General features: G+C 36.0%; 13 protein-coding genes. 5 read left to right on the top strand and 8 right to left on the bottom strand.

Annotated elements, in window-relative coordinates; translation table 11 throughout:
• Window positions 1-107 precede the first annotated feature (107 nt).
• The 5 genes from GQR60_RS00175 to GQR60_RS00195 all read right to left on the bottom strand — a co-directional run bounded on the left by GQR60_RS00175 (window position 108) and on the right by GQR60_RS00195 (window position 9189).
• Complete coding sequence (locus tag GQR60_RS00175) at window positions 108-1757, bottom strand: patatin-like phospholipase family protein (RefSeq protein ID WP_124991008.1); 1650 nt, start codon at window positions 1755-1757, stop codon at window positions 108-110.
• Window positions 1758-2564: 807 nt separating this feature from the next.
• Window positions 2565-4418, bottom strand: coding sequence for a membrane protein insertase YidC (gene yidC / locus GQR60_RS00180; protein WP_124991009.1), 1854 nt, complete (start codon window positions 4416-4418; stop codon window positions 2565-2567).
• A 102-nt stretch (window positions 4419-4520) separates the two neighbouring features.
• Window positions 4521-6125 (bottom strand): CTP synthase, encoded by a 1605-nt coding sequence (locus GQR60_RS00185; RefSeq protein ID WP_124991010.1) that lies wholly within the window; start codon window positions 6123-6125, stop codon window positions 4521-4523.
• Window positions 6126-6397: 272 nt separating this feature from the next.
• The gene (locus GQR60_RS00190; protein ID WP_124991011.1) at window positions 6398-8434 is read right to left on the bottom strand and encodes a DUF349 domain-containing protein; all 2037 of its coding nucleotides are present in this window, start codon (window positions 8432-8434) and stop codon (window positions 6398-6400) included.
• Between the two features lie 320 nt (window positions 8435-8754).
• Window positions 8755-9189, bottom strand: a complete 435-nt coding sequence (locus tag GQR60_RS00195; protein WP_124991012.1) for an Hsp20/alpha crystallin family protein — start codon at window positions 9187-9189, stop codon at window positions 8755-8757.
• A 269-nt stretch (window positions 9190-9458) separates the two neighbouring features.
• On the opposite strand from GQR60_RS00195, the gene trmD reads away from it, so the two are divergent.
• Window positions 9459-10136, top strand: a complete 678-nt coding sequence (gene trmD, locus GQR60_RS00200; protein WP_101308950.1) for a tRNA (guanosine(37)-N1)-methyltransferase TrmD — start codon at window positions 9459-9461, stop codon at window positions 10134-10136.
• Window positions 10137-10177: 41 nt separating this feature from the next.
• Here the strand turns inward: trmD and rbr are convergent, their stop codons facing one another.
• Window positions 10178-10756: a rubrerythrin gene (gene rbr, locus GQR60_RS00205; RefSeq protein ID WP_124991013.1), complete on the bottom strand. Its 579-nt coding sequence runs from the start codon at window positions 10754-10756 to the stop codon at window positions 10178-10180.
• Between the two features lie 535 nt (window positions 10757-11291).
• Here rbr and GQR60_RS00210 point away from each other — a divergent pair.
• A complete protein-coding gene (locus tag GQR60_RS00210; protein ID WP_124991014.1) occupies window positions 11292-12044 on the top strand; it encodes a TorF family putative porin in 753 nt (250 codons plus the stop codon).
• 214 nt (window positions 12045-12258) lie between these two features.
• Here the strand turns inward: GQR60_RS00210 and GQR60_RS00215 are convergent, their stop codons facing one another.
• Window positions 12259-12894, bottom strand: coding sequence for a 7-carboxy-7-deazaguanine synthase QueE (locus GQR60_RS00215; RefSeq protein WP_101308995.1), 636 nt, complete (start codon window positions 12892-12894; stop codon window positions 12259-12261).
• 240 nt (window positions 12895-13134) lie between these two features.
• On the opposite strand from GQR60_RS00215, the gene GQR60_RS00220 reads away from it, so the two are divergent.
• Complete coding sequence (locus GQR60_RS00220) at window positions 13135-14580, top strand: bifunctional metallophosphatase/5'-nucleotidase (RefSeq protein ID WP_160463372.1); 1446 nt, start codon at window positions 13135-13137, stop codon at window positions 14578-14580.
• 53 nt (window positions 14581-14633) lie between these two features.
• Here the strand turns inward: GQR60_RS00220 and GQR60_RS00225 are convergent, their stop codons facing one another.
• Window positions 14634-15545 (bottom strand): hypothetical protein, encoded by a 912-nt coding sequence (locus GQR60_RS00225; protein ID WP_124991016.1) that lies wholly within the window; start codon window positions 15543-15545, stop codon window positions 14634-14636.
• A 274-nt stretch (window positions 15546-15819) separates the two neighbouring features.
• Between GQR60_RS00225 and GQR60_RS00230 the strand changes: the two genes are divergently transcribed.
• Window positions 15820-18606 carry a TonB-dependent receptor gene (locus GQR60_RS00230; protein ID WP_124991017.1) on the top strand — a complete coding sequence of 929 codons (2787 nt, stop codon included), beginning with the start codon at window positions 15820-15822 and terminating at the stop codon, window positions 18604-18606.
• Window positions 18607-18624: 18 nt separating this feature from the next.
• The gene (locus GQR60_RS00235; protein WP_124991018.1) at window positions 18625-19755 is read left to right on the top strand and encodes a phytase; all 1131 of its coding nucleotides are present in this window, start codon (window positions 18625-18627) and stop codon (window positions 19753-19755) included.
• Window positions 19756-19782: the final 27 nt, after the last annotated feature.

Consider the following 19782-nt stretch of genomic DNA (forward strand, 5'->3'; position numbering starts at 1 on the left):
GTTTGTTTGTTTTGAAACTATTTAATTTGATAATTGCGGGCGGATGCTTTTCATGATTTTTTGACTTTCATGAAATCGCATCAACCATTTCAACGGGTGATAATTTGCTACACCATAAACAATGGATTCTTATTGAATTTTCTCCAATCTTTTTCGAGCAGCTTGTACATGTCATCTATTTCTTTCGAAGAGATATCATTCTCCTTCAGCTCTAAAATATAATTCATCAGGTTGTAGCAAGTGGTAAACTGACCGCATGCTATGAGAGAATCCATTCTGTCGGTAGAGACATCCTCTTTATCCCACCATAGTGATGTTGGAGCTTCAGAGGCTATTAATGCAACCTGCTTCAGTTGTTTTCCCGCCGGGGTGATTTGTATGTTGTGCTTGAAATTGTTTTTGTACAAGGTTTCTTTGCCGTTCAGTTTATATACAGTGGATGTAATGATTCTATTTTTCAATTCCTCTTTGGAGTAAATCAAATTGTAATTTAACCGCCTGATTTGTTTCAGGAAAACATCACTTACCATTTTAGCCCCCGATGTGGCTCTTTCAATCAGCATTCTTTTCACCAAATCAATATCCAATCTTTGAAAAGACATCACTTCGTCCAACAACTCCTCCGGAACATTCTTCTCGAATACTGACTTCACTTTTCCCAGCACATCACTCTTTAGATGCCCTGCTGCAAAACCGATTAAGGATAAACAAAAACCGATACCTGTTACTACTCCCCCCAACACATAGATGGACGGCCAGGCTCTGCCCTTAATCAATTCCAAAGAATTAATCAGCATCAACACAATGCCTGCCAACAGAGTTGCCCAATATGCCCAGTGAAACCTGAAGTAGTTTAGCCATTTCAGCGCCATTTTCTGAACTGTTACCTGGGATGAATCGGTAGAAGAATCGCTCAGCCAGGGAACCATTTTATAACTCCCTACATCGTTCACAATAATTAAATCCAATGATTTACCGCGTTTCCCTTCCATGGATTTGTTGATGTTCATCATGCTGCCAATGCCTTGATTATCGACGATTCCTCCATCCATTATACCAACACCTTTGGCAAAGTTGTCCAGCCTTTTTAAAGCTTTATAGTCTAAATCATTCCTGTCTTTAAAGTAATCGTCAGGAAATAGCAATGGTTCAAAACCTATCGGAAAACATGATGATGACGCTACAATGTCTGCAAGGTCAATTTTTCCGTTCATCTTATTTAGCTCAGCACAATTCAATGGATTGTTTCCAAACTTTCCGGTACTTTGAAACCGAAAGGCCAATCCGAAAGAAAAATCAGTAGCATTAAAACAAACATGCTTTAAATTTAAAGAGGTCATATTTTTAAACATCTCAAATTTCCCCTTAAATATATCTAGATCGGAATAGGCCAGAGCGAAAGCATTGATTAATGATCTCTTTTTGTACGAGCTGTTCTTCCAGACTGAATTATCCTCCAATTTTGAAATTGCATTTTCGAGCAGCCGGTCTGACCCGGGAGTAAATGTTGAATAAAAACGATCGTAAAAAGAATCGAATTTGAAATTGGGATCCTGAACTGCTTTTGCATAAGCCACTGCCAGCAACGTGCCTCCACTAACCGAACTAATGGCCTCAACATTGCTAAGGAGTGGCTTTTTCTTAAATTCTATCTTATTTAAATAAGATATTACTCCTAATGAAAAAAACGTGGCCCGATATCCTCCACCACTAAAGCAAAGTCCAATACTTTCAAAAGCTTCAAATTTAGTTTCCATGCTTGTTTATTTTTGATTTTGACAGATATAGTTTGTTTCGTGTTTTACAAATAATCAGGGGACAACATTTGGCTGTATTCAATTTTCCCGTTTGTAAAATGTTACGTGAACGAATCAAGTAATCCTTACAACACCATTTATCCCGGTTTTCATTCAAATTATTTTCGCTTTAAAGATATTGCTCAAACAGGTATGAGATTATTCATTTTTAGCAATACTTAAGTTAATCATATTTAATGCAACCAAAAAAAATAATTCCCTATTCATTCTCATTTAAAAGAAGATGACCGACTCTTAATAACCACACCTTCTATCTAACGATACAAACAAATAACAATCAACAGCAACTATCCTGCTTATTTACGGAACTAATCATTTCATCACAAATAATGAGATGCTTACCTGCAAACAGTGAATTCACCATCGGATATCGGCTAATCATATTTTATACTTTTTTTTCAATGATTTATATTCAACAAATCTACATCTTCACTGTTTACTTGGAGTGCCACAGCCTGACACATTTTAAAATCATAACAAACAAATAATCTTCTGTTAAAGTGTTTTTTATATTCAACTTAAACTTCCTGTGTTTAATCGTTTATTATTGAATAATACCTCTCCCTACTTTTTACTAATTGTAAAACTTCTCTCAATATAAAAACCTCAGACTGATCTTTTCGAAACACCTCACCCTGGCCCTTTGGCAAAAACACCCTAGCCCTCTTCTGAAGGAGAGGGAACTGCAAAACAAAAAAAAAGAGCTCCAATACCGGAGCTCTTTCTATATATCAATGTAATAAGATCTTATTTTTTGCCTCTTTGCTTAGCGGCTTCTTCCAAACGTTGTTGGAATTTCGATTTCTTAACCGGCTTTTTCTTATTTGCTTCCAACATGGCCAATACCTTGTCGTCATCAACCATAAATTTACGAATGGCTATGGTTTGAAGAACAGTAAATAAGGTTGCAATAAAGTAGTAGTAAGAAAGACCTGATGCATAATTATTGAACCATCCTAAGAACATTACCGGCATTAAATACATCATGTATTTCATACCTGGCATCTGATTCGATGATTGCATCTGTCCGTTCATACTGGTGTACACTAAGTTGGTACCTGCCATCAACAAACAGAACAAACTTACGTGATCGCCATACCATGGAATATCCCAAGGTAGTTTCATGATTGAATCGTATGACGATAAATCACTTGCCCAAAGAAAACTTTGCTGACGCAATTCGAATGATGCCGGGAAGAATCGGAACAAGGCAATCAGGAATGGGAACTGTACCAACATTGGCAAACATCCACCCATTGGGTTTACTCCTGCTTTTTTATACAGAGCCATAGTTGCCTGCTGGCGTTCCATTGCTTTGTCTTTCGGGATTTTCTCATTAATCGCATCAATCTGAGGTTTCAACACCTTCATTTTTGCTGTCGACATATACGACTTGTATGTCAATGGAGCCAAAAGCAACTTAATGATGATGGTTAAAATCAGGATAATGATTCCGTAATTAGAAATAAATCCTTCCAGGAAGTTAAAGATTGGAATCACAAAATACCTGTTTATCCATCCAAATATTGACCAACCTAAATTAATCAGCTTATGCAATTGGATATCATGACCATCTAAATTCTTACCGTACTCACGTAAAGTATTAAATTTATTGGGGCCAAAATAGAATTTCATTGGATGTGTTTCCAATTGAGTTCCTGCGTATGGCAACGAAATTTCAGCAGAGAAATTCTTCAAAATTGTAGAGTTTTCATCCATATCAACAGACTTCAACTTCACTCCTTTAAAAGCATCACCAGCAATTAAAACGGAAGAGAAAAACTGTTGCTTAAATCCAATCCACTTTACTTTTGTAGCCAAATCTTCCTCTTTTTCTCCTGCAGCAGACAAATTATCAACTTCATCTTCGAAAAATTTGTAATACAAAGCTGTGTATTGGTTTTCGAACTTACGTCCTTTTTCCTGTCTTGGGATATCTTCCTGCCAATTGAAAGTAACGAAATTTGAATTGCGCGAAATCACATCCTGCATTCCTACCAGATTCACGGTAAAATCAACCATGTAAGAATCGGGAGCCAAAGTATATTTATACTCAATGTACTTATCATCTCCAACCATCAATCTCATACTAACCCCTTTTTCCGAGGTAGTTGCATTTACAGAAGTGGCACCATTTGCTTCAACAAAAAACAAGTCCTGAGTACTCATCGGCTTGTTTTCGGCATAAAAGGTTAATCCAAACTTAGAGTTTTTCTCAGCCCATAATAACAATGGCAATGAATCGTGTGTTTGGAATTCCTTCAACTGAACATTCTGAATTCGTCCTCCTCTGGTATTCAGAGTTAGCTTTACAAATTTGTTCTCAAGAGTAATGAATTCTTCCTTCTGATTTACCGCACCTGAAAAAGCACCATAGGTTTCTTTCATTGCAACAGTATCCTCTTTTACTTTAGCATATTGTGCCTTTAAGCCTTCCAGTCTGGCAGCTTCGACCTCTTCTTTGTGCAAACGATCAACCCGCGCAATTGAGTCTCTGGTGTTTATGGCCTTGATTTCCTCTTCAGATGGCTTTGTCAGGTACGTATACCCAATCAAAATCGCTCCGATGATCAACAAGCCAAAAATCGAATTTCTATCCATTTTGTATTTTTTTTAATCTTATGTTCTTAAAAGTAACGAGTACATATGCTTCTCAAAACACCTCCCCGGAGATCCTTAAATGCATAAAGACTCGTGACACTCTTATTTTTCCTCCATTGCCACTTTCACAAACTCTACAAATAAAGGATGTGGCTTGATAACAGTACTCTTGTATTCGGGGTGAAATTGTACCCCAACGAACCATTTGTGTCCTTCCAACTCAACAACTTCAACTAAACCTGTATCAGGATTCATTCCTGTGGCTTTCATTCCAGCTGCTTCGTATTGCTCTAAATATTCATTGTTAAATTCGTAACGGTGACGATGACGTTCTGATATTTCCTTTTGTCCGTATGCTTTTAATGCTTTCGAACCATCTTTCAAAACACAATCGTAAGCTCCCAAACGCATAGTTCCGCCTTTTTCAGTTACGTTTTTCTGTTCTTCCATAAGGTCGATTACCGGATAAGGAGATTTAGGATTCATCTCTAAGGAATCGGCATCTTCCAATTTTAATACGTTACGCGCAAATTCGATTACCGAAACCTGCATACCTAAACAAATTCCAAGGAAAGGAATGTTGTTTTCCCTGGCATATTTAGTGGCAAGAATCTTTCCTTCTATACCTCTGTGACCAAAACCCGGGGCAACCAAAATTCCTTTTAGGTCTTTTAATTCTTCCTGATAATTTTTATCGGTCAATTTTTCGGAGTGAATCCACTGAATATTTACCTTGCATTCGTTTACCGAACCCGCATGTAAAAACGACTCGGCAATTGACTTGTAAGCATCGTGTAATTCAACGTATTTTCCTACCAAACCAATTTTAACTTCTGATTTAGGATTTTGTAAACGATTCAAAAATTTAGTCCATTCAATTAATTTAGGCTCTTTTCTTAAATCCAAACCAAGCTTTTCGCAAACAATTACATCGAGTTTTTCCTCTCTCATTTTTAAAGGAACCTCGTAAATTGTTTTCACATCAATCGACTGAATAACTGCATTTGGTTCAACATTACAAAACAATGCTACCTTTCTGCGAACATCATTAGGCAATTCGTGCTCGGTACGTAACACCAAAACTTCCGGCTGCACTCCTGTTTCCAACAATGATTTTACAGAATGCTGAGTAGGTTTGGTCTTTAGTTCGCCCGAAGCAGCAAGATATGGCACCAACGTAAGGTGAATTACAATGGCATCGCGTCCCAATTCCCACTTTAACTGACGAACAGCTTCGATGTATGGTAAAGATTCAATATCTCCAACAGTACCACCAATTTCAGTAATTACTACATCAAATTTATGCTTGGAACCAAGCATTTTGATATTTCGCTTAATTTCATCGGTAATATGAGGAATGATTTGAACTGTTTTTCCCAAAAAATCTCCTTTTCTTTCCTTATTAATAACATTACGGTAAATTCTACCTGTTGTAACATTATTAGCCTGAGAAGTAGGAATGTTGGTGAAACGTTCGTAATGTCCCAAATCCAAATCGGTTTCAGCCCCATCATCGGTTACAAAACACTCACCATGCTCGTAAGGATTTAATGTACCTGGATCTACATTTAAGTAAGGATCCAGTTTCTGATTGGTAACAGAATAACCTCTGGCTTGTAATAATTTAGCCAATGATGATGCTATTATTCCTTTTCCTAATGAGGAGGTTACCCCACCTGTAACGAAGATGTATTTGGTTGTTGACACTTGCTGAACGTTTTATGAATTATTAAAGGTGCAAAAGTAGTTAATTTATGCATTTTTAGGAAACTATTTCCATGTTTCACAAGATCAAATTTAGAGAATCCTGCTTTTCAGATATTTTCCATATAGAAAATGAGAAAATACATACGTTTTACTCTTCCCTAAATTAACCTGAAATATATCTGATAGTTAGAGTCTTCAAAGCTTTTGTATTTAATCAAAAAAATCCTCCACTGTAAAAAATGGAGGATGATATTTATTCCGATCAATTTATTCTATGAAACCAACCCATCAATAACTTTCAATTTTTCCTGAAGAAGTTTCAAACTCTGTTTTCCTTTTTCGATTTTCTCTTCAATTTCCTGAACTATAGAATCAGATGTTTTTGAGGCAGAGAAGAATCCAATGTTATTTTCCCATAAGCCTATATCAGTTTCCAGCTGCTTAATTTTACCGACAATTTTATTTCTCTCGCCAATAATTTTGTCTTCAGAATGATTCATGCTTAGGAAATTATCAATTTTTGATTGAAATTTCTGAACTTCCTTATCCTCTGTTTCCAGATCCATCTTGTCATAAACAGCGTTTAATGCTCTTCTAAAATCCTCCTGTATTTTATCTTTCTTCTTAAAAGGAACATGCCCTATTTGTGTCCATTCTTTCTGAAGTTCACGAAGAACGGCTAAATTTTCCTCATCATCATCGCTAAATTGAAAATTTCGAATCTTATCAATCACTTCCTCTTTAAGTTTCAAATTTTCAGCATGATCAGTATCTACATGATCAAAATGTTTCGATTTATTGCTGAAAAACTTATCACATGCAGCTCTGAATCGAACCCACAATTCTTCTGAAACCTTACGAGGTACAGGCCCTATCTTTTTCCATTCTTTTTGAATAGCGATTAACTTGTCTGTTGTTTCCTTCCAATCTGTACTGTCCTGCAAACTCTCTGCCAGCTCGCACAATTCAGTTTTCTTCTCCAAATTATCACCAAGCTGATCCTTCAGATTCAAATAGAACTTACGCTTTTTATCGAAGTACAGATCGCAGGCAGTTCTGAATCGCTGATAAATTCTATTGTTGTCTTTTTTAGGTGCAAAACCAATAGTTCGCCACTCTTTTTGCAAATCCAAAATCTCCTTAGAACTTGAGTTCCAATCTTTATGAGATTCAATATTAGAATTAGCTATTAATTCCACTTTATCACACAGAACCTCTTTTTTCTCAAGATTCGTTTTTTGTTCTGATTTTAAGCCTTCGTAAAATTCCTGGTGATTTCGGTTAATTATTGTTGTGGCCTCCTTAAATCGTTCCCAAATCTCTTCTTTTTGTTCACGGGGAACCGGTCCAATTTCTCTCCACTGTTCGTGATATTTTTGCAAAGTATTAAAAGCCTTCACTGCCGACGGATCTTCCAATAATTTTTCAGTCTCCTCGCACAAACGAACCTTAGCTGCCAAATTCTTTTTTAAATCGAGATCACGCAGCTCTTTATTAATTTTTATATAATCGTAAAAATTCTCAACATGATGATGATATGTATCCCACAAACCTTTAAGAGCTGCCTGAGGAACCATACCGGTATCGTGCCATTTTTTCTGCAAATCTCTAAATTCCTGAAAAGTTTTATCAAAAGCTTCTTTTCTATTTACCAGATCCTTTATATCCTCAATAATCTGATACTTAATCTGTAAGTTATTTTCCTTTTCCTCTTCCAAATTTCGGGTCTGAACGATCCGGCTCCCTCTATAATCATGAAGCAGTTCCTTCATTTTCAGCTCTAATTCATCTTTTCCGAAATCAAAATCCTCCTCTTTTCCCCCTTCCTCCAAAAATTTCTTTTTGGCTTCGGCAACCTCTTCATTGTGCTTTTTATAAAAATTGTGTTTTATTGCATCCAGTTTGCCCTTTAAACCTTTCGCAGGCTTATGCTCCAGCAAAAGAGTTAAGCGGTCAACCAACTCACTTTTTTCCATTATTGTATAATCGGGCTCTGCCTGCACTTCTACTATCTCTTTCTGATCTTCTGAATCATCAACAGATTTTTCCTCTGCAACCTCAGCCACAGAAACATCTTCGTCGTCTTTAACTTCTATTTCGGGAACCTCCCCTTCTGATTCCATATCCTCATTTATTATTTCGGAAGATTCCTTTTTATCTTCAGGAGTTTCCATTATTACAGACTGATCCTCTGTCGCTTTTTCTTCAACAGATTCATTCTCATGAGAATCACCACCTGCTTCAGGTGTATCTAAATTTTCATTCTCTTCATTCTCATGTGAGAGGTTCGATAGATCTTTTGCTTTCATGTAGTTTGCATTAGAGTAGCAACTCAATAATTTAAGTGCCTTGTTAACAATACAATTTTCAAAGGAATTTTAGGTCCATTCCTTACGAATTTAACTAATTAAGTGTTAATCCTCAAAGATTTTCAACATTTTTCTTTTCCTTATAAAAACAAAGAGGCTCATGCACTACACGAACCCCTTAACTAAAACTAACAAATTAATAAATCTAACATTTTTATTTTATTTGTAAAATAAACAATTCATGCAACAGATTACGGCTTCCTACTTAGCATTCTCACACCTGACAAAAGCCTAAACAACTATCTGATTTTTTTTTTAAATTACTGAATTGTAATCTCTTTAACTTTAAGCTCTTCCTCCTTAAATTTTGGAAGACTAACAAACAGAATTCCATCCCGAACTTCTGCAGAAATACTTTCCTGATCTATTCCTTTCGAAAGCTTGAAGGCTCGCTCCAACTTAGTTGCACCAAATTCCTTTCTTAAGTATGTTCTATCTGCAACGTCCTCTTTCTCTCCGGTAATTTTTAAAAAACCATCTTCAACTTTTATAGCCACATCTTTTTTTGAAAAGCCCGGGATAAGCATTTCAATCACAAATTTTTCCTTTTCATCTACAACATTTGTACGTGGATTCAAAGAAGCAACTCTTTGTGCTGAATTTTGCAAACTACCATTTGTTTCTCTAAACAATTGATCCATTATTTGATTTGTAAAAAAATCGTTTGTTCCTTTTGAGTATCTTAAAATTGTCATAACGTTTACCTTTTATAAGTTAATACTATCTTCTTGGGGCTCCGGAATCCAAAAATAATTTTCATTTTCATCCTGTTATTTCCAAAGTTTATACCAACCGGTATTTTTACTGATTAATGACAGAAAAACCCCTGAAACTTACGACAACCTGTCTGCTTATTCGTAAAGCACAATGACATATTGTCCTGTTTTTAGAATTACATGGATCGTCTTTCAATTTCTCTTGCAAGCCAAGCTTGGGTTGCATACTTTTACACAAAATTTAAAAAATGAGAATCGATATACTTACCGTTGTTCCAGAGCTGCTGGAAAGCCCCCTTAATCACTCCATAATTCAGAGAGCAAAGGATAATGGCATTGCCGAAATCCATATCCACAACATTCGCGACTACTCTGAAGACAAGCACAAAAAGGTTGATGATTACGCATTTAGCGGTGGAGCGGGAATGGTTATGAGACTAGAGCCAATCGTTAAAGCAATTGAGTTTTTAACTGCTCAGAGAACCTATGACGAAATCATTTTTACCACACCCGATGGTGATCTTTACGATCAAAAAACGGCAAATACCTTATCGATAAAAGAAAACATCATGATCCTTTGCGGGCATTATAAAGGAATTGACCAGCGAATTCGTGATCATTTTATCACTAAAGAAATTTCGATTGGTGATTTTGTTTTAACCGGAGGAGAATTAGCCGCCGCCATTATTGCAGACAGCGTAATCCGGCTTATACCTGGTGCTATGGGCGATGAAACTTCTGCTCTCACAGATTCATTCCAGGACAATCTGCTTTCTCCACCTCTCTACACTCGGCCTGCAGAATTCAGAGGATGGAAGGTACCGGATATATTGATATCAGGAGACCATAAAAAAATTGAAAAATGGCAAGAAGAACAAGCCTACGAAAGGACGAGGCGATTGCGCCCGGACCTGTTAAAAGAATAAAAAAAAGAGACTCAATTGAGTCTCTTTTCATATATAATATACTAGTAATTTTCTCCTTTAATCTCAAAGTACGCCTGAGGATGCTCGCATGCCGGACAATTCTTTGGTGCTTTTTTACCTTCATGAACATATCCACACTTTCGACAATACCACTTTTCATTTTCTTCTTTTTCGAAAACAGAATTCTCTTCCAAATTAGCCAATAGTTTCAAATATCTCTCTTCATGCACCTGCTCAACCTTGGCAATCAATTTAAAAGCAGAAGCTACTTTCTTGAAACCTTCCTCTTCTGCAATACGAGCAAATTCTGGATACAACTCTGTATATTCTTCATTTTCCCCATTTGCAGCGGCCTTTAGATTTTCAGCTGTAGTTCCCACTTTTCCTGCAGGATAAGAAGCTGTAATCTCTACATCTCCTCCTTCTAAAAAGCTAAAGAATCGTTTTGCATGCTGCATTTCCTGCTCTGCTGTTTCCAAAAACAAAGCAGCAATCTGCTCATACCCTTCCTTCTTAGCTTGCTTTGCAAAATAAGTATATCTGCTTCTTGCCTGAGATTCTCCAGCAAAAGCTTTCAATAAGTTCTTTTCAGTTTGAGTTCCTTTAATCGATTTTTCCATTGTTTCTATTTATTGAATATAGTTTCACTATACGAATATCTTGATTTTTAACAAGACACAATAAAGATTCCTGCTAAAACATCATAATTTATAATCAATAAAAAATAAGGCTCTCCTAAACTTCAATTTTAGTCCTGCACCAAAACAAACCCAAAATAAAAGTTCCACAAGCACAAACTTAATTAACCCATTCCCCTGAACATCATCAACAGCTAATCAATTTTAATCCTAAAAACACCCCACAATTGATTAAAATACTTTTTTTCAACAGCACCCCCTCATTTAAAACCTTTGCATTGAAAAAATTGCATTTTTTTCAACAAACACCCCCTTTTAAAATAGTAATTGTAATTTTTTTTCATACTTTTGAAATCGAAACCCCATCATAATAGGGTTAGGATAGAAATTAGTTGATTCAAGCCAACACCACCCCCTTCAAAAGAGGGGGTGGGTTAGCAAAATTCATAAAACAATTAGAAACCACATTTTATTCATATTAACTATTACCACATTTATTAATCTAAAATCTACTACTATGTTGAAAGCAAGAAAATTTTTCGCATTACTTATAGGTACTCTTGTAGTAACAGGAAGCCTGTTTGCACAGGAAGGATCAGGAAACGGAGAAATTTCGTTTGGAGCGGATTTAATGAACAGATATGTTTGGAGAGGAACTCAATTTTCAACAGGCCCCGTAATCCAGCCTTCTGTTGAATACAGCAACGGCGGGTTTGCTCTTGGCGCCTGGGGATCTTACGCACAGAATGGTGCTGACGGAGCCGAAGCCGATCTTTATGCATCCTACACTTTTGCAGACGATCTATTCACTGCTACTGTTACTGACTATTTTTTCCCAACCGATGGAATTGCTGTTAACAACAGTTATTTTGATTACAAAAAAGCATCTACCGGACATATCATGGAAGCTACTTTAGCTTTTAACGGGAGTGACGGATTTCCAATTAGCATATTAGCTGCCATGAATTTCTGGGGTGCTGACCAAGATACAAATGGTGATCAGCAAAACTCACTTTATATTGAATTGGGCTATGGCTTTAAATATAAAGAAGTAGCTATTGATTTATTTGCAGGTTTTACTCCAATAGATGCCGACGAATCGAAAGGTGAGTCAGGTTTTTACGGAGATACTGCAGGTTTTGTAAACATGGGATTCACTGCATCAAAAGAAATTGCAATTACCGATAAATTCTCTTTACCAGTATCAGCTTCTGTTATCGCTAACCCAATGGCAGAAAATCTATTCCTTGTATTTGGAGTTTCGTTCTAACCACATAACCACACTAACCCAAAGTGAAGCTTCTTTGGAAGCTGGTAAAAAGGCAGTCAGATTTTCTGATTGCCTTTTTCTATTTTATTGTCCTATACTAATTAGTAGTCAAGAAAAAATAATTCAATTAACTTTTCGAATTGTATTTCTTTATCAAAACTAAAAAAGCTGAATCAATTGTTGATTCAGCTTTTTCAATATCCTATATTGCCCGTTACGGTATTCTCATAAACTTATGCGACTGCAAGGAAATGTTCCATTTTGGATTGTTCTTTACGTATTCTACAATTGGCTTTATATTGTGAACATACTGACTCCACTCCGACTGCAAATACAACAAACAATCATCTCCTACATTTTTTGATAACTCCTCAGCCCATTCAAAATCTTTTTCCAAATCGAAAATGATAACTTTCAGCTCATTTGCTTTTTCATAAGAAGATGGTACAGGCAATTTATTTCGCTTTGGCGACAAACAAATCCAATCCCACTCTCCACTTATCTCATATGCTCCGGAAGTTTCCAGGAAATTTTCAATATTGTGCTTTTTTAATTCAGTACACAGCGGTTCCAAGTTGTACAGCGAAGGCTCTCCTCCTGTAACAACAACTGCTTTAGCAGGCGATTCAACAGCTTTTCGAACGACTTCTTCAACAGAAATAAGGCGATGTTCTGCCGGATTCCATGAAATCTTACTGTCGCACCACCGGCAACCGATATCACATCCTCCAATGCGAATAAAATAAGCTGGCTTTCCAGTATGATATCCTTCACCTTGTATGGTATAGAAATCCTCAACCAGAGGTAAATCTGTTCCTTTATCGAATATTTCTTTGTACTTGTCTTTCAAATCGTTCTTCTTAACCAATGATAAAATCCTAATTTTTGGTTGTTCAGTAAACTGGGCTACAAAATTACACGCTTTTTAAGGATTTCAAAATCAAATAGGAATATTATTTAAACTGATTCTCGTTTAGAAAAAATGCTTTTAAATATATTCTTTAAAGACTAAATCATTATGATTAGTTTAAATTTTTCTTTAATCTTACAAAAAATAACACACAATTATACTTACAGATCAAATCACACAATGAAAAACATTAAATTCTTATTTCTCTACCTGCTTATTCTCGCGTTTGCATCTTGTTCCAAAGACAGTAATTCGCCAGATAATCCTACTGACTTTACGCCAAAGGAATTGACCGTTTTTTGTATAAATGATGCGCACGGTCAATTGGATAATTTCTCAAAAATTAAACAAATCGTTGACAAAGAGAGAGAATCAACCAATGTGATCGTAGTTTCCGGTGGTGATTTGTTTTCAGGAAATCCCACTGTTGACAATCATCCTGAAAAAGGATATCCAATGATTGATGTGATGAATAAAATTGGGTTTGATGTTGCCGTATTGGGGAATCACGAGTTTGATTACGGGCCCGAAATTCTAAAAGACAGAATGGAACAGTCCAATTTTTACTGGGTTTGTGCAAATGTAGACAAGGGAACTACAGATATTCCTGAGCCATTTGAATACAAAACCATTACCAAGGAAAATATCAAAATAACTTTTCTGGGTTTAATTGAAACCAATGGAAAAAAAGATGCAACAATCCCATCAACTCATCCATGGAGAGTTAAACAATTTCATTTCGACCGGCCTGAAGACATTGTTTCTCTTTATTCAAACGTTAAAAATGAGGAGGAATCAGATATATATATTGCTCTTAGTCACTTAGGATACAATGGCAATGACCAAATATTAGGAGATGTTCAGCTAGCCAACAAGTTTCCCTATTTCGATTTAATTATTGGAGGACATAGTCACGATAAAATTAACACTAAAGTAAATGGGATACCTATTTATCAGGCTGGCAGCAATCTAAATTATCTTGGAAAGATATCAGTTACCATTGTCAACAAAAAAATAGAATCAATTACCGACGAACTAATTAATTTAAACACATATCAAGAATATGATTCTGAATTAAAAACAACAATTGATGGATACAACAATCAAGACTATTTAACAGAAGTAATCGGGGTTTCAAAAAGAGATCATAATACTAGTATGGTTGGCTGTTTTTACACGGATGCATTACGAATTCAAATGGGTGTTGATGTTTGTTTTCAGAATACTGGCGGAATTCGGTCAAACTTAAACGAAGGCGATATCACCAAAAGAGAAATTTACGAAATTACTCCTTTTAGCAACGGAACAGTTATTTATGAAATGACAGTTCTTGACATTAAAAAATTTCTGGCAGGAAGCGGATCAGGATTTTACTATTCAGGCATTCAGATTCAACAGGTTGATCAAGAAATTGAAATAAGAAATATGCAAGGGCAAAGATTATCTGATGACACAATACTAAAACTTGGACTAAACGATTACGTTCCGGCAGTATATGACAAATACTTCCCTGAATCTGGTCAAGTTCAAAACATGACAGATGCAGAAACTGTGATTTCTTATCTGCAAAATATTAACAACCAGGTGGATTATCCTGTTTGCGACCGTTACTTTAGAATGAAATAATTGTTTTACAAACAATAAAATATAAAATGATCAAGGTAATAACTTTGGTCATTTTAGTTTTTCATCCACTGCTCGTACTCCACTTTATAAATTGATTGGGGTAATTTAGTTTGCTCTGTAGAGATATACAAAGAGTCGTTTTCACCAAAAACAATACCTTCGGTTTGTGCTCCACCAAGAGGACTTAGATCTATGCGTAAACTTTTCCCTCCAAAAAAGTTAGTGCCTTCAAATTCATAAAATAAGATTATATAACTTAAATAATCTTTATAGCCTACCAACGCCAACAACTTTCCATCCGAACTGACATCAGCACCAGTAACCAACATATTTACATTAAATTCAGCCTTTACCTTTAATTTCTGAGCTTCAATATTTTTAGTAGCCGAATACAATCTGGTTTTGTAATTGGCCCAGTTTTTTGTGAAAAAGAAAAGAGAATCACCATATGATAAAAAAGCTTCGCAGTCGAAATCATGTTTTTGTAAGTGTCTGGTAAAATCCTCTTGATCAGCCCATTCAATTCCAATCACATCAGCTTCGGCTTTAGAAAATTCAGAAGTTCCCAGATCTTCTTTTTTTAGTCTTAATACACGCAAATCTTTACGATTACCAAAGTTATTACCAAAATCCCCAATATAAATGTAGTTCTGATCTGCAGCCAAGTCTTCCCAATCAATGTTTTTAGCATTAGTGATTTCAAACTCTTTTTTAATTACTCCATCCCTATTGTAGGCATATAACATTGGTTCACAATCACTATCATTGTTTATCCAAAACAAATTATTGTACCACATCAAGCCCGACTGCTCATTTACCTTAACCGACAGAGAATCAGAAACCAAAACGGGTTGATAAACAATTAAAGCATTAGAAACTTTCAATTGTTCATTAATTGATTTGTTGGAACGACACGCCCCTAAAAACAGAAATGAAAATAAACTGGAATAGAATAAATATTTCACGATATAATTAATATTAGAACATAACAAATCTGTTCAAAATAAATGAATTCTCAAAATTAGAATTAACACCAACAATTCTCCCGCTCCTATCGATCAGTTAAAAACCTCCAAATTGATAACATTCTCTTAATGAATGTATTTTTCATTTCACAATAAGTTTACAAAATAATTATACTAAGCTAATCCTTACCCGTAAATCAAAACCTAGTTTTGAGTGTTTAAAAATCTATGGAAAAATATCTAATAAGCTCATCAATAAATTAAAATCTTTAAAATGAAAACATTATTTATTACTTTAAATCTCTTTGTTGTATTCTTATTTTCGGTCACAAGCACTATTGCCGAAAACAATGCAATTAACGTAAAAAGAACAGCAACAATAACCGGTCGTGTTATCGATTCTGAAGACTACCCATTACCAGGGGCAACATTAGTATTAAAAGAGACAAACCAAGGTGTTGCATCAGACAATAACGGAGTTTATCGCATCAACAATATCATCCCGGGAGAATACACTCTTAAGATTTCGTACATTGGTTATGAAAGTGTTGAGAAAAAAATAGTATTTGAAGAATCAACTACCCTAACCGAAAACTTTAGTCTTTCGGAAGGTGTAGCATTGCAGGAAGTTGTGATTCAAGGACTCCTAAAAGAACAATCACGTGCTTTGAATCAGCAAAAAAGCAACGTAAACATTACCAATATAGTTTCTTCGGATCAGGTTGGGCAGTTTCCTGATAATAATATAGGGGATGCCCTAAAAAGAATACCAGGTATTAACGTGGAGTACGATCAAGGAGAAGCCCGGTTTGGTCACATTCGCGGTACTGCTTCAGAATACAATTCAGTTACCATTAATGGCGAACGTATCCCTTCTGCCGAAGCTGGAATTCGATCGGTACAGCTTGACCTTGTTCCTTCGGATATGATTCAAACTGTTGAGGTGAACAAAGTGATAACTCCGGATATGGAAGCTGATGCAATTGGTGGTTCTGTAAACCTTATCACCCGCTCGAATCCTTTTAAACAACAAATTTCTGCACGTGTTGGAACCGGATATAATTTTTTAAGTAATGATCCTCAATTAATTCTTTCGGCTCTATATGGCAACCGTTTTAAAACAGGAACACAATCAAATCTTGGTATGGTATTCTCTGCCTCATACCAGGACAATCAATTGGGATCGGACAATATTGAAACTGAGTGGGAAAAGGATGACAAGGGAGCCATTTACGCATCCGATTTTCAGATTAGAACCTATTACGTTCAGCGGATTCGCCAAAGTTATTCTTCTTCTTTTGATTACAATTTTAACCCAAATCATAAAATCGAATTCAAAGCCATTTACAATCACAGAAAAGACTGGGAGAACCGTTTTCGTTTACAATACAAAGACATTGAGCAAAAAGAAGATGGAAGTTGGATTAGCGAAGTTCGTCGCCAAACCAAAGGGGGAACCAACAAGAACCGCAGACTGGAAGATCAGCAGACAATGAACTTTGCTTTAAATGGAGAACACCACTTTGGAGCTATCGAAATTGATTGGAAAGGTAGTTATTCCAAGGCTTCTGAAGATCGCCCCAATGAACGTTACGTTACTTTACGGGCTAAAAAAGTTGCGATTACACCTAATTTATCTCTTACAGAAAAACCAGCATTTTCAGTAAACGATCCTCAATTAGCAGATTTAAGCAGCGAATTTGGTTTAAAAGAACTTACAGAACAATTTCAATACACAGAGGATATTGATAAAAATTTAAAAGTTGATATCAAATTTCCTATCCTCAGCGGAAAAAACAAGAACTCTCTTCAAACTGGTTTCAGATTAAAAAGCAAAGAGAAAAACAGAGACAACAGCTTTAATGATATTGAGCCAAATGATGAAAACGGCTTTATAAGTAATGCCTTAAATAATCAATATGATGCCAGTAAAAGTGATTTTATGGCCGGAGATTATGCTGCCGGACACTTTGTATCCAAACAATTTCTTGGAGGATTAAATTTCGATAATCAGTATAACCAAACCCGAAATGTTGAAGAGGAAGCCGGTAACTTTGAAGCAAAAGAAGATGTTTACGCCGGATATGTTCGTTTGGATCAGGATTTTGGAAAAAAACTTAAAATGATTTTTGGTCTTCGTGCAGAACAAACAAAATTAAAATATTCAGGTAGAATTTTGGATATCCCTGCTGACGGCGATCCAACGATTAGCACTACTGCAAAAGAAAAGAACGACTATACCAACATTCTTCCCAGTGTAATTGCAAAATTGTCGCTATCCGAGAATACTAAACTAAAACTAGCCTGGACAAACTCTATTTCACGCCCGAAATACTACGATTTGGTTCCGCACAGCAAAATTAAACAGGAAGATAATGAAATTGAAATAGGGAATCCTAAACTGGATCCAACCAACTCAATGAACTTTGATGTAATGGCTGAGCATTACTACTCAAATGTTGGATTACTTTCCGGTGGTTTCTTTTACAAATCGTTAAGTGATATTTCGAACACCATTGAACACAGAGATTTCAGCTACAGTGGGAAGACCTGGGACAAATTTTACCAACCTATTAATGTTGGTGATGCTGACCTTTATGGTTTTGAGTTTGCTTTTCAAAGACAATTGGATTTTCTACCTGGTTTCTTAAGTGATATGGGATTTTATGCCAACTATACCTACACTCATTCAAAAATGAAAAACGTGAATATTTCGGGTAGAGAAAATGAAGATTTATCGATAGTAGGAACACCAGAAAACAACGTTAATTTATCTTTATTTTACGAAGGTAAAAAACTAAATGTACGTGTATCATTGCAATATGCTGATGATTTTATTGATGAGTGGGGAGAATCTGCTTTTTACGACAGTTACTATGATAAAGTAACACATATGGATGTAAGCGCTGGCTACAACATCAATTCCAATTTCAGCATTTTCGCATCGGTAAACAACATCTTAAACGAACCTTTACGCTACTACCAAGGAGACAAGAGTCACACCAAGCAAGCTGAATACTACGGCGCTAAAGCGAATATTGGTTTAAAAATGAATTTCTAAGCAAAAACAAATTTTATTATGCATAAAAGACCAAATACAATAATTCTACTAGGGATAACTGCATCGCTCCTAATTGCCTGTTCATGCAATCGCTCAAGCGAAGGTTCGAGAAAAGCTTCTTTACTGATTGAAAAAGTTACTGAAGCAGACGGCGAAACGGATGCACTGAAAAATAGATTGGCAACTGAAGATGCTGCTGATGATCCTGCAATATGGGTAAACCATGACTCTCCAGAACAAAGCAGAATTATAGGTACAGATAAAAAAGGCGGTTTAGCTGTATATGATTTAGATGGCAATGAACTATTTTACTATGCAGATGGTAATATGAATAATGTTGACATCCGTCAAAATATTAAAACTGGGCAGGGTTCAATTGACATTGCAGCCTGTTCGAACCGAAGCTCAAACACTCTGGATTTCTACAGCATCGAAAAAGACGGCAGTTTACATCAATTTGAAAATGCCATTCCTGTTGAAATGAAAGATGAAGTTTATGGTTTTTGCCTGTCTAAAAATCAGGATCAACTTTACGCCTTTGTGAACAGCACTTTTGGAAATATTGAACAATGGAAAATCGTGCCGGAAGGCAAAAAGATTTCCGCGAAATTGGTTCGACGACTAAAACTTGCCAGTAAAACAGAAGGAATGGTTTCCGACGACGAGGCTGGTATACTTTTTATAGGAGAGGAAGCCAAAGGAATTTGGAAAATATTAATAGATCCAAACAGTACAAAAGGATTTGAGCTTCTTTCCCAGAGTACGGTAGATAAAAATGAAAACATTTATGAGGATATCGAAGGTTTGTGCATTTACAAACAATCGAATGGATCCGGATACTTAATTGCCTCCAGTCAGGGAAACTATTCTTATGCTGTATTTGAAAGAAAAGCACCTCACAACTATTTAGGAAGTTTTAGAATTGGTGACGGGGTGATTGATGGTGCAGAAGAAACAGACGGTGTTGAGGCCATTAATCTAAATCTCGGAGAAAAATTCCCGGCAGGGATGTTTGTTGTTCAGGATGGGTTTAATAAAAAGGATGAAAAATCAATTGCCCAGAACTTTAAAATGGTACGATGGGAAAAAATAGCAAATCTTTTCGAGCCAAAACTAAATATTGACACTCAATGCATTGCAGCTAAATAGCGGACTGTATAATCTAAAAAGAGCAGG

This window comes from Labilibaculum euxinicum, assembly GCF_009795715.1.
Taxonomy (GTDB): domain Bacteria; phylum Bacteroidota; class Bacteroidia; order Bacteroidales; family Marinifilaceae; genus Labilibaculum; species Labilibaculum euxinus.

What these genes read in the sequence shown, in the direction of transcription:
- GQR60_RS00175 (WP_124991008.1), bottom strand. Translation starts at nt 1,757, where the DNA reads ATGGAAACTAAATTTGAAGCTTTTGAAAGTATTGGACTTTGCTTTAGT.
- yidC (WP_124991009.1), bottom strand. Translation starts at nt 4,418, where the DNA reads ATGGATAGAAATTCGATTTTTGGCTTGTTGATCATCGGAGCGATTTTG.
- GQR60_RS00190 (WP_124991011.1), bottom strand. Translation starts at nt 8,434, where the DNA reads ATGAAAGCAAAAGATCTATCGAACCTCTCACATGAGAATGAAGAGAAT.
- GQR60_RS00195 (WP_124991012.1), bottom strand. Translation starts at nt 9,189, where the DNA reads ATGACAATTTTAAGATACTCAAAAGGAACAAACGATTTTTTTACAAAT.
- trmD (WP_101308950.1), top strand. Translation starts at nt 9,459, where the DNA reads ATGAGAATCGATATACTTACCGTTGTTCCAGAGCTGCTGGAAAGCCCC.
- rbr (WP_124991013.1), bottom strand. Translation starts at nt 10,756, where the DNA reads ATGGAAAAATCGATTAAAGGAACTCAAACTGAAAAGAACTTATTGAAA.
- GQR60_RS00210 (WP_124991014.1), top strand. Translation starts at nt 11,292, where the DNA reads ATGTTGAAAGCAAGAAAATTTTTCGCATTACTTATAGGTACTCTTGTA.
- GQR60_RS00220 (WP_160463372.1), top strand. Translation starts at nt 13,135, where the DNA reads ATGAAAAACATTAAATTCTTATTTCTCTACCTGCTTATTCTCGCGTTT.
- GQR60_RS00230 (WP_124991017.1), top strand. Translation starts at nt 15,820, where the DNA reads ATGAAAACATTATTTATTACTTTAAATCTCTTTGTTGTATTCTTATTT.
- GQR60_RS00235 (WP_124991018.1), top strand. Translation starts at nt 18,625, where the DNA reads ATGCATAAAAGACCAAATACAATAATTCTACTAGGGATAACTGCATCG.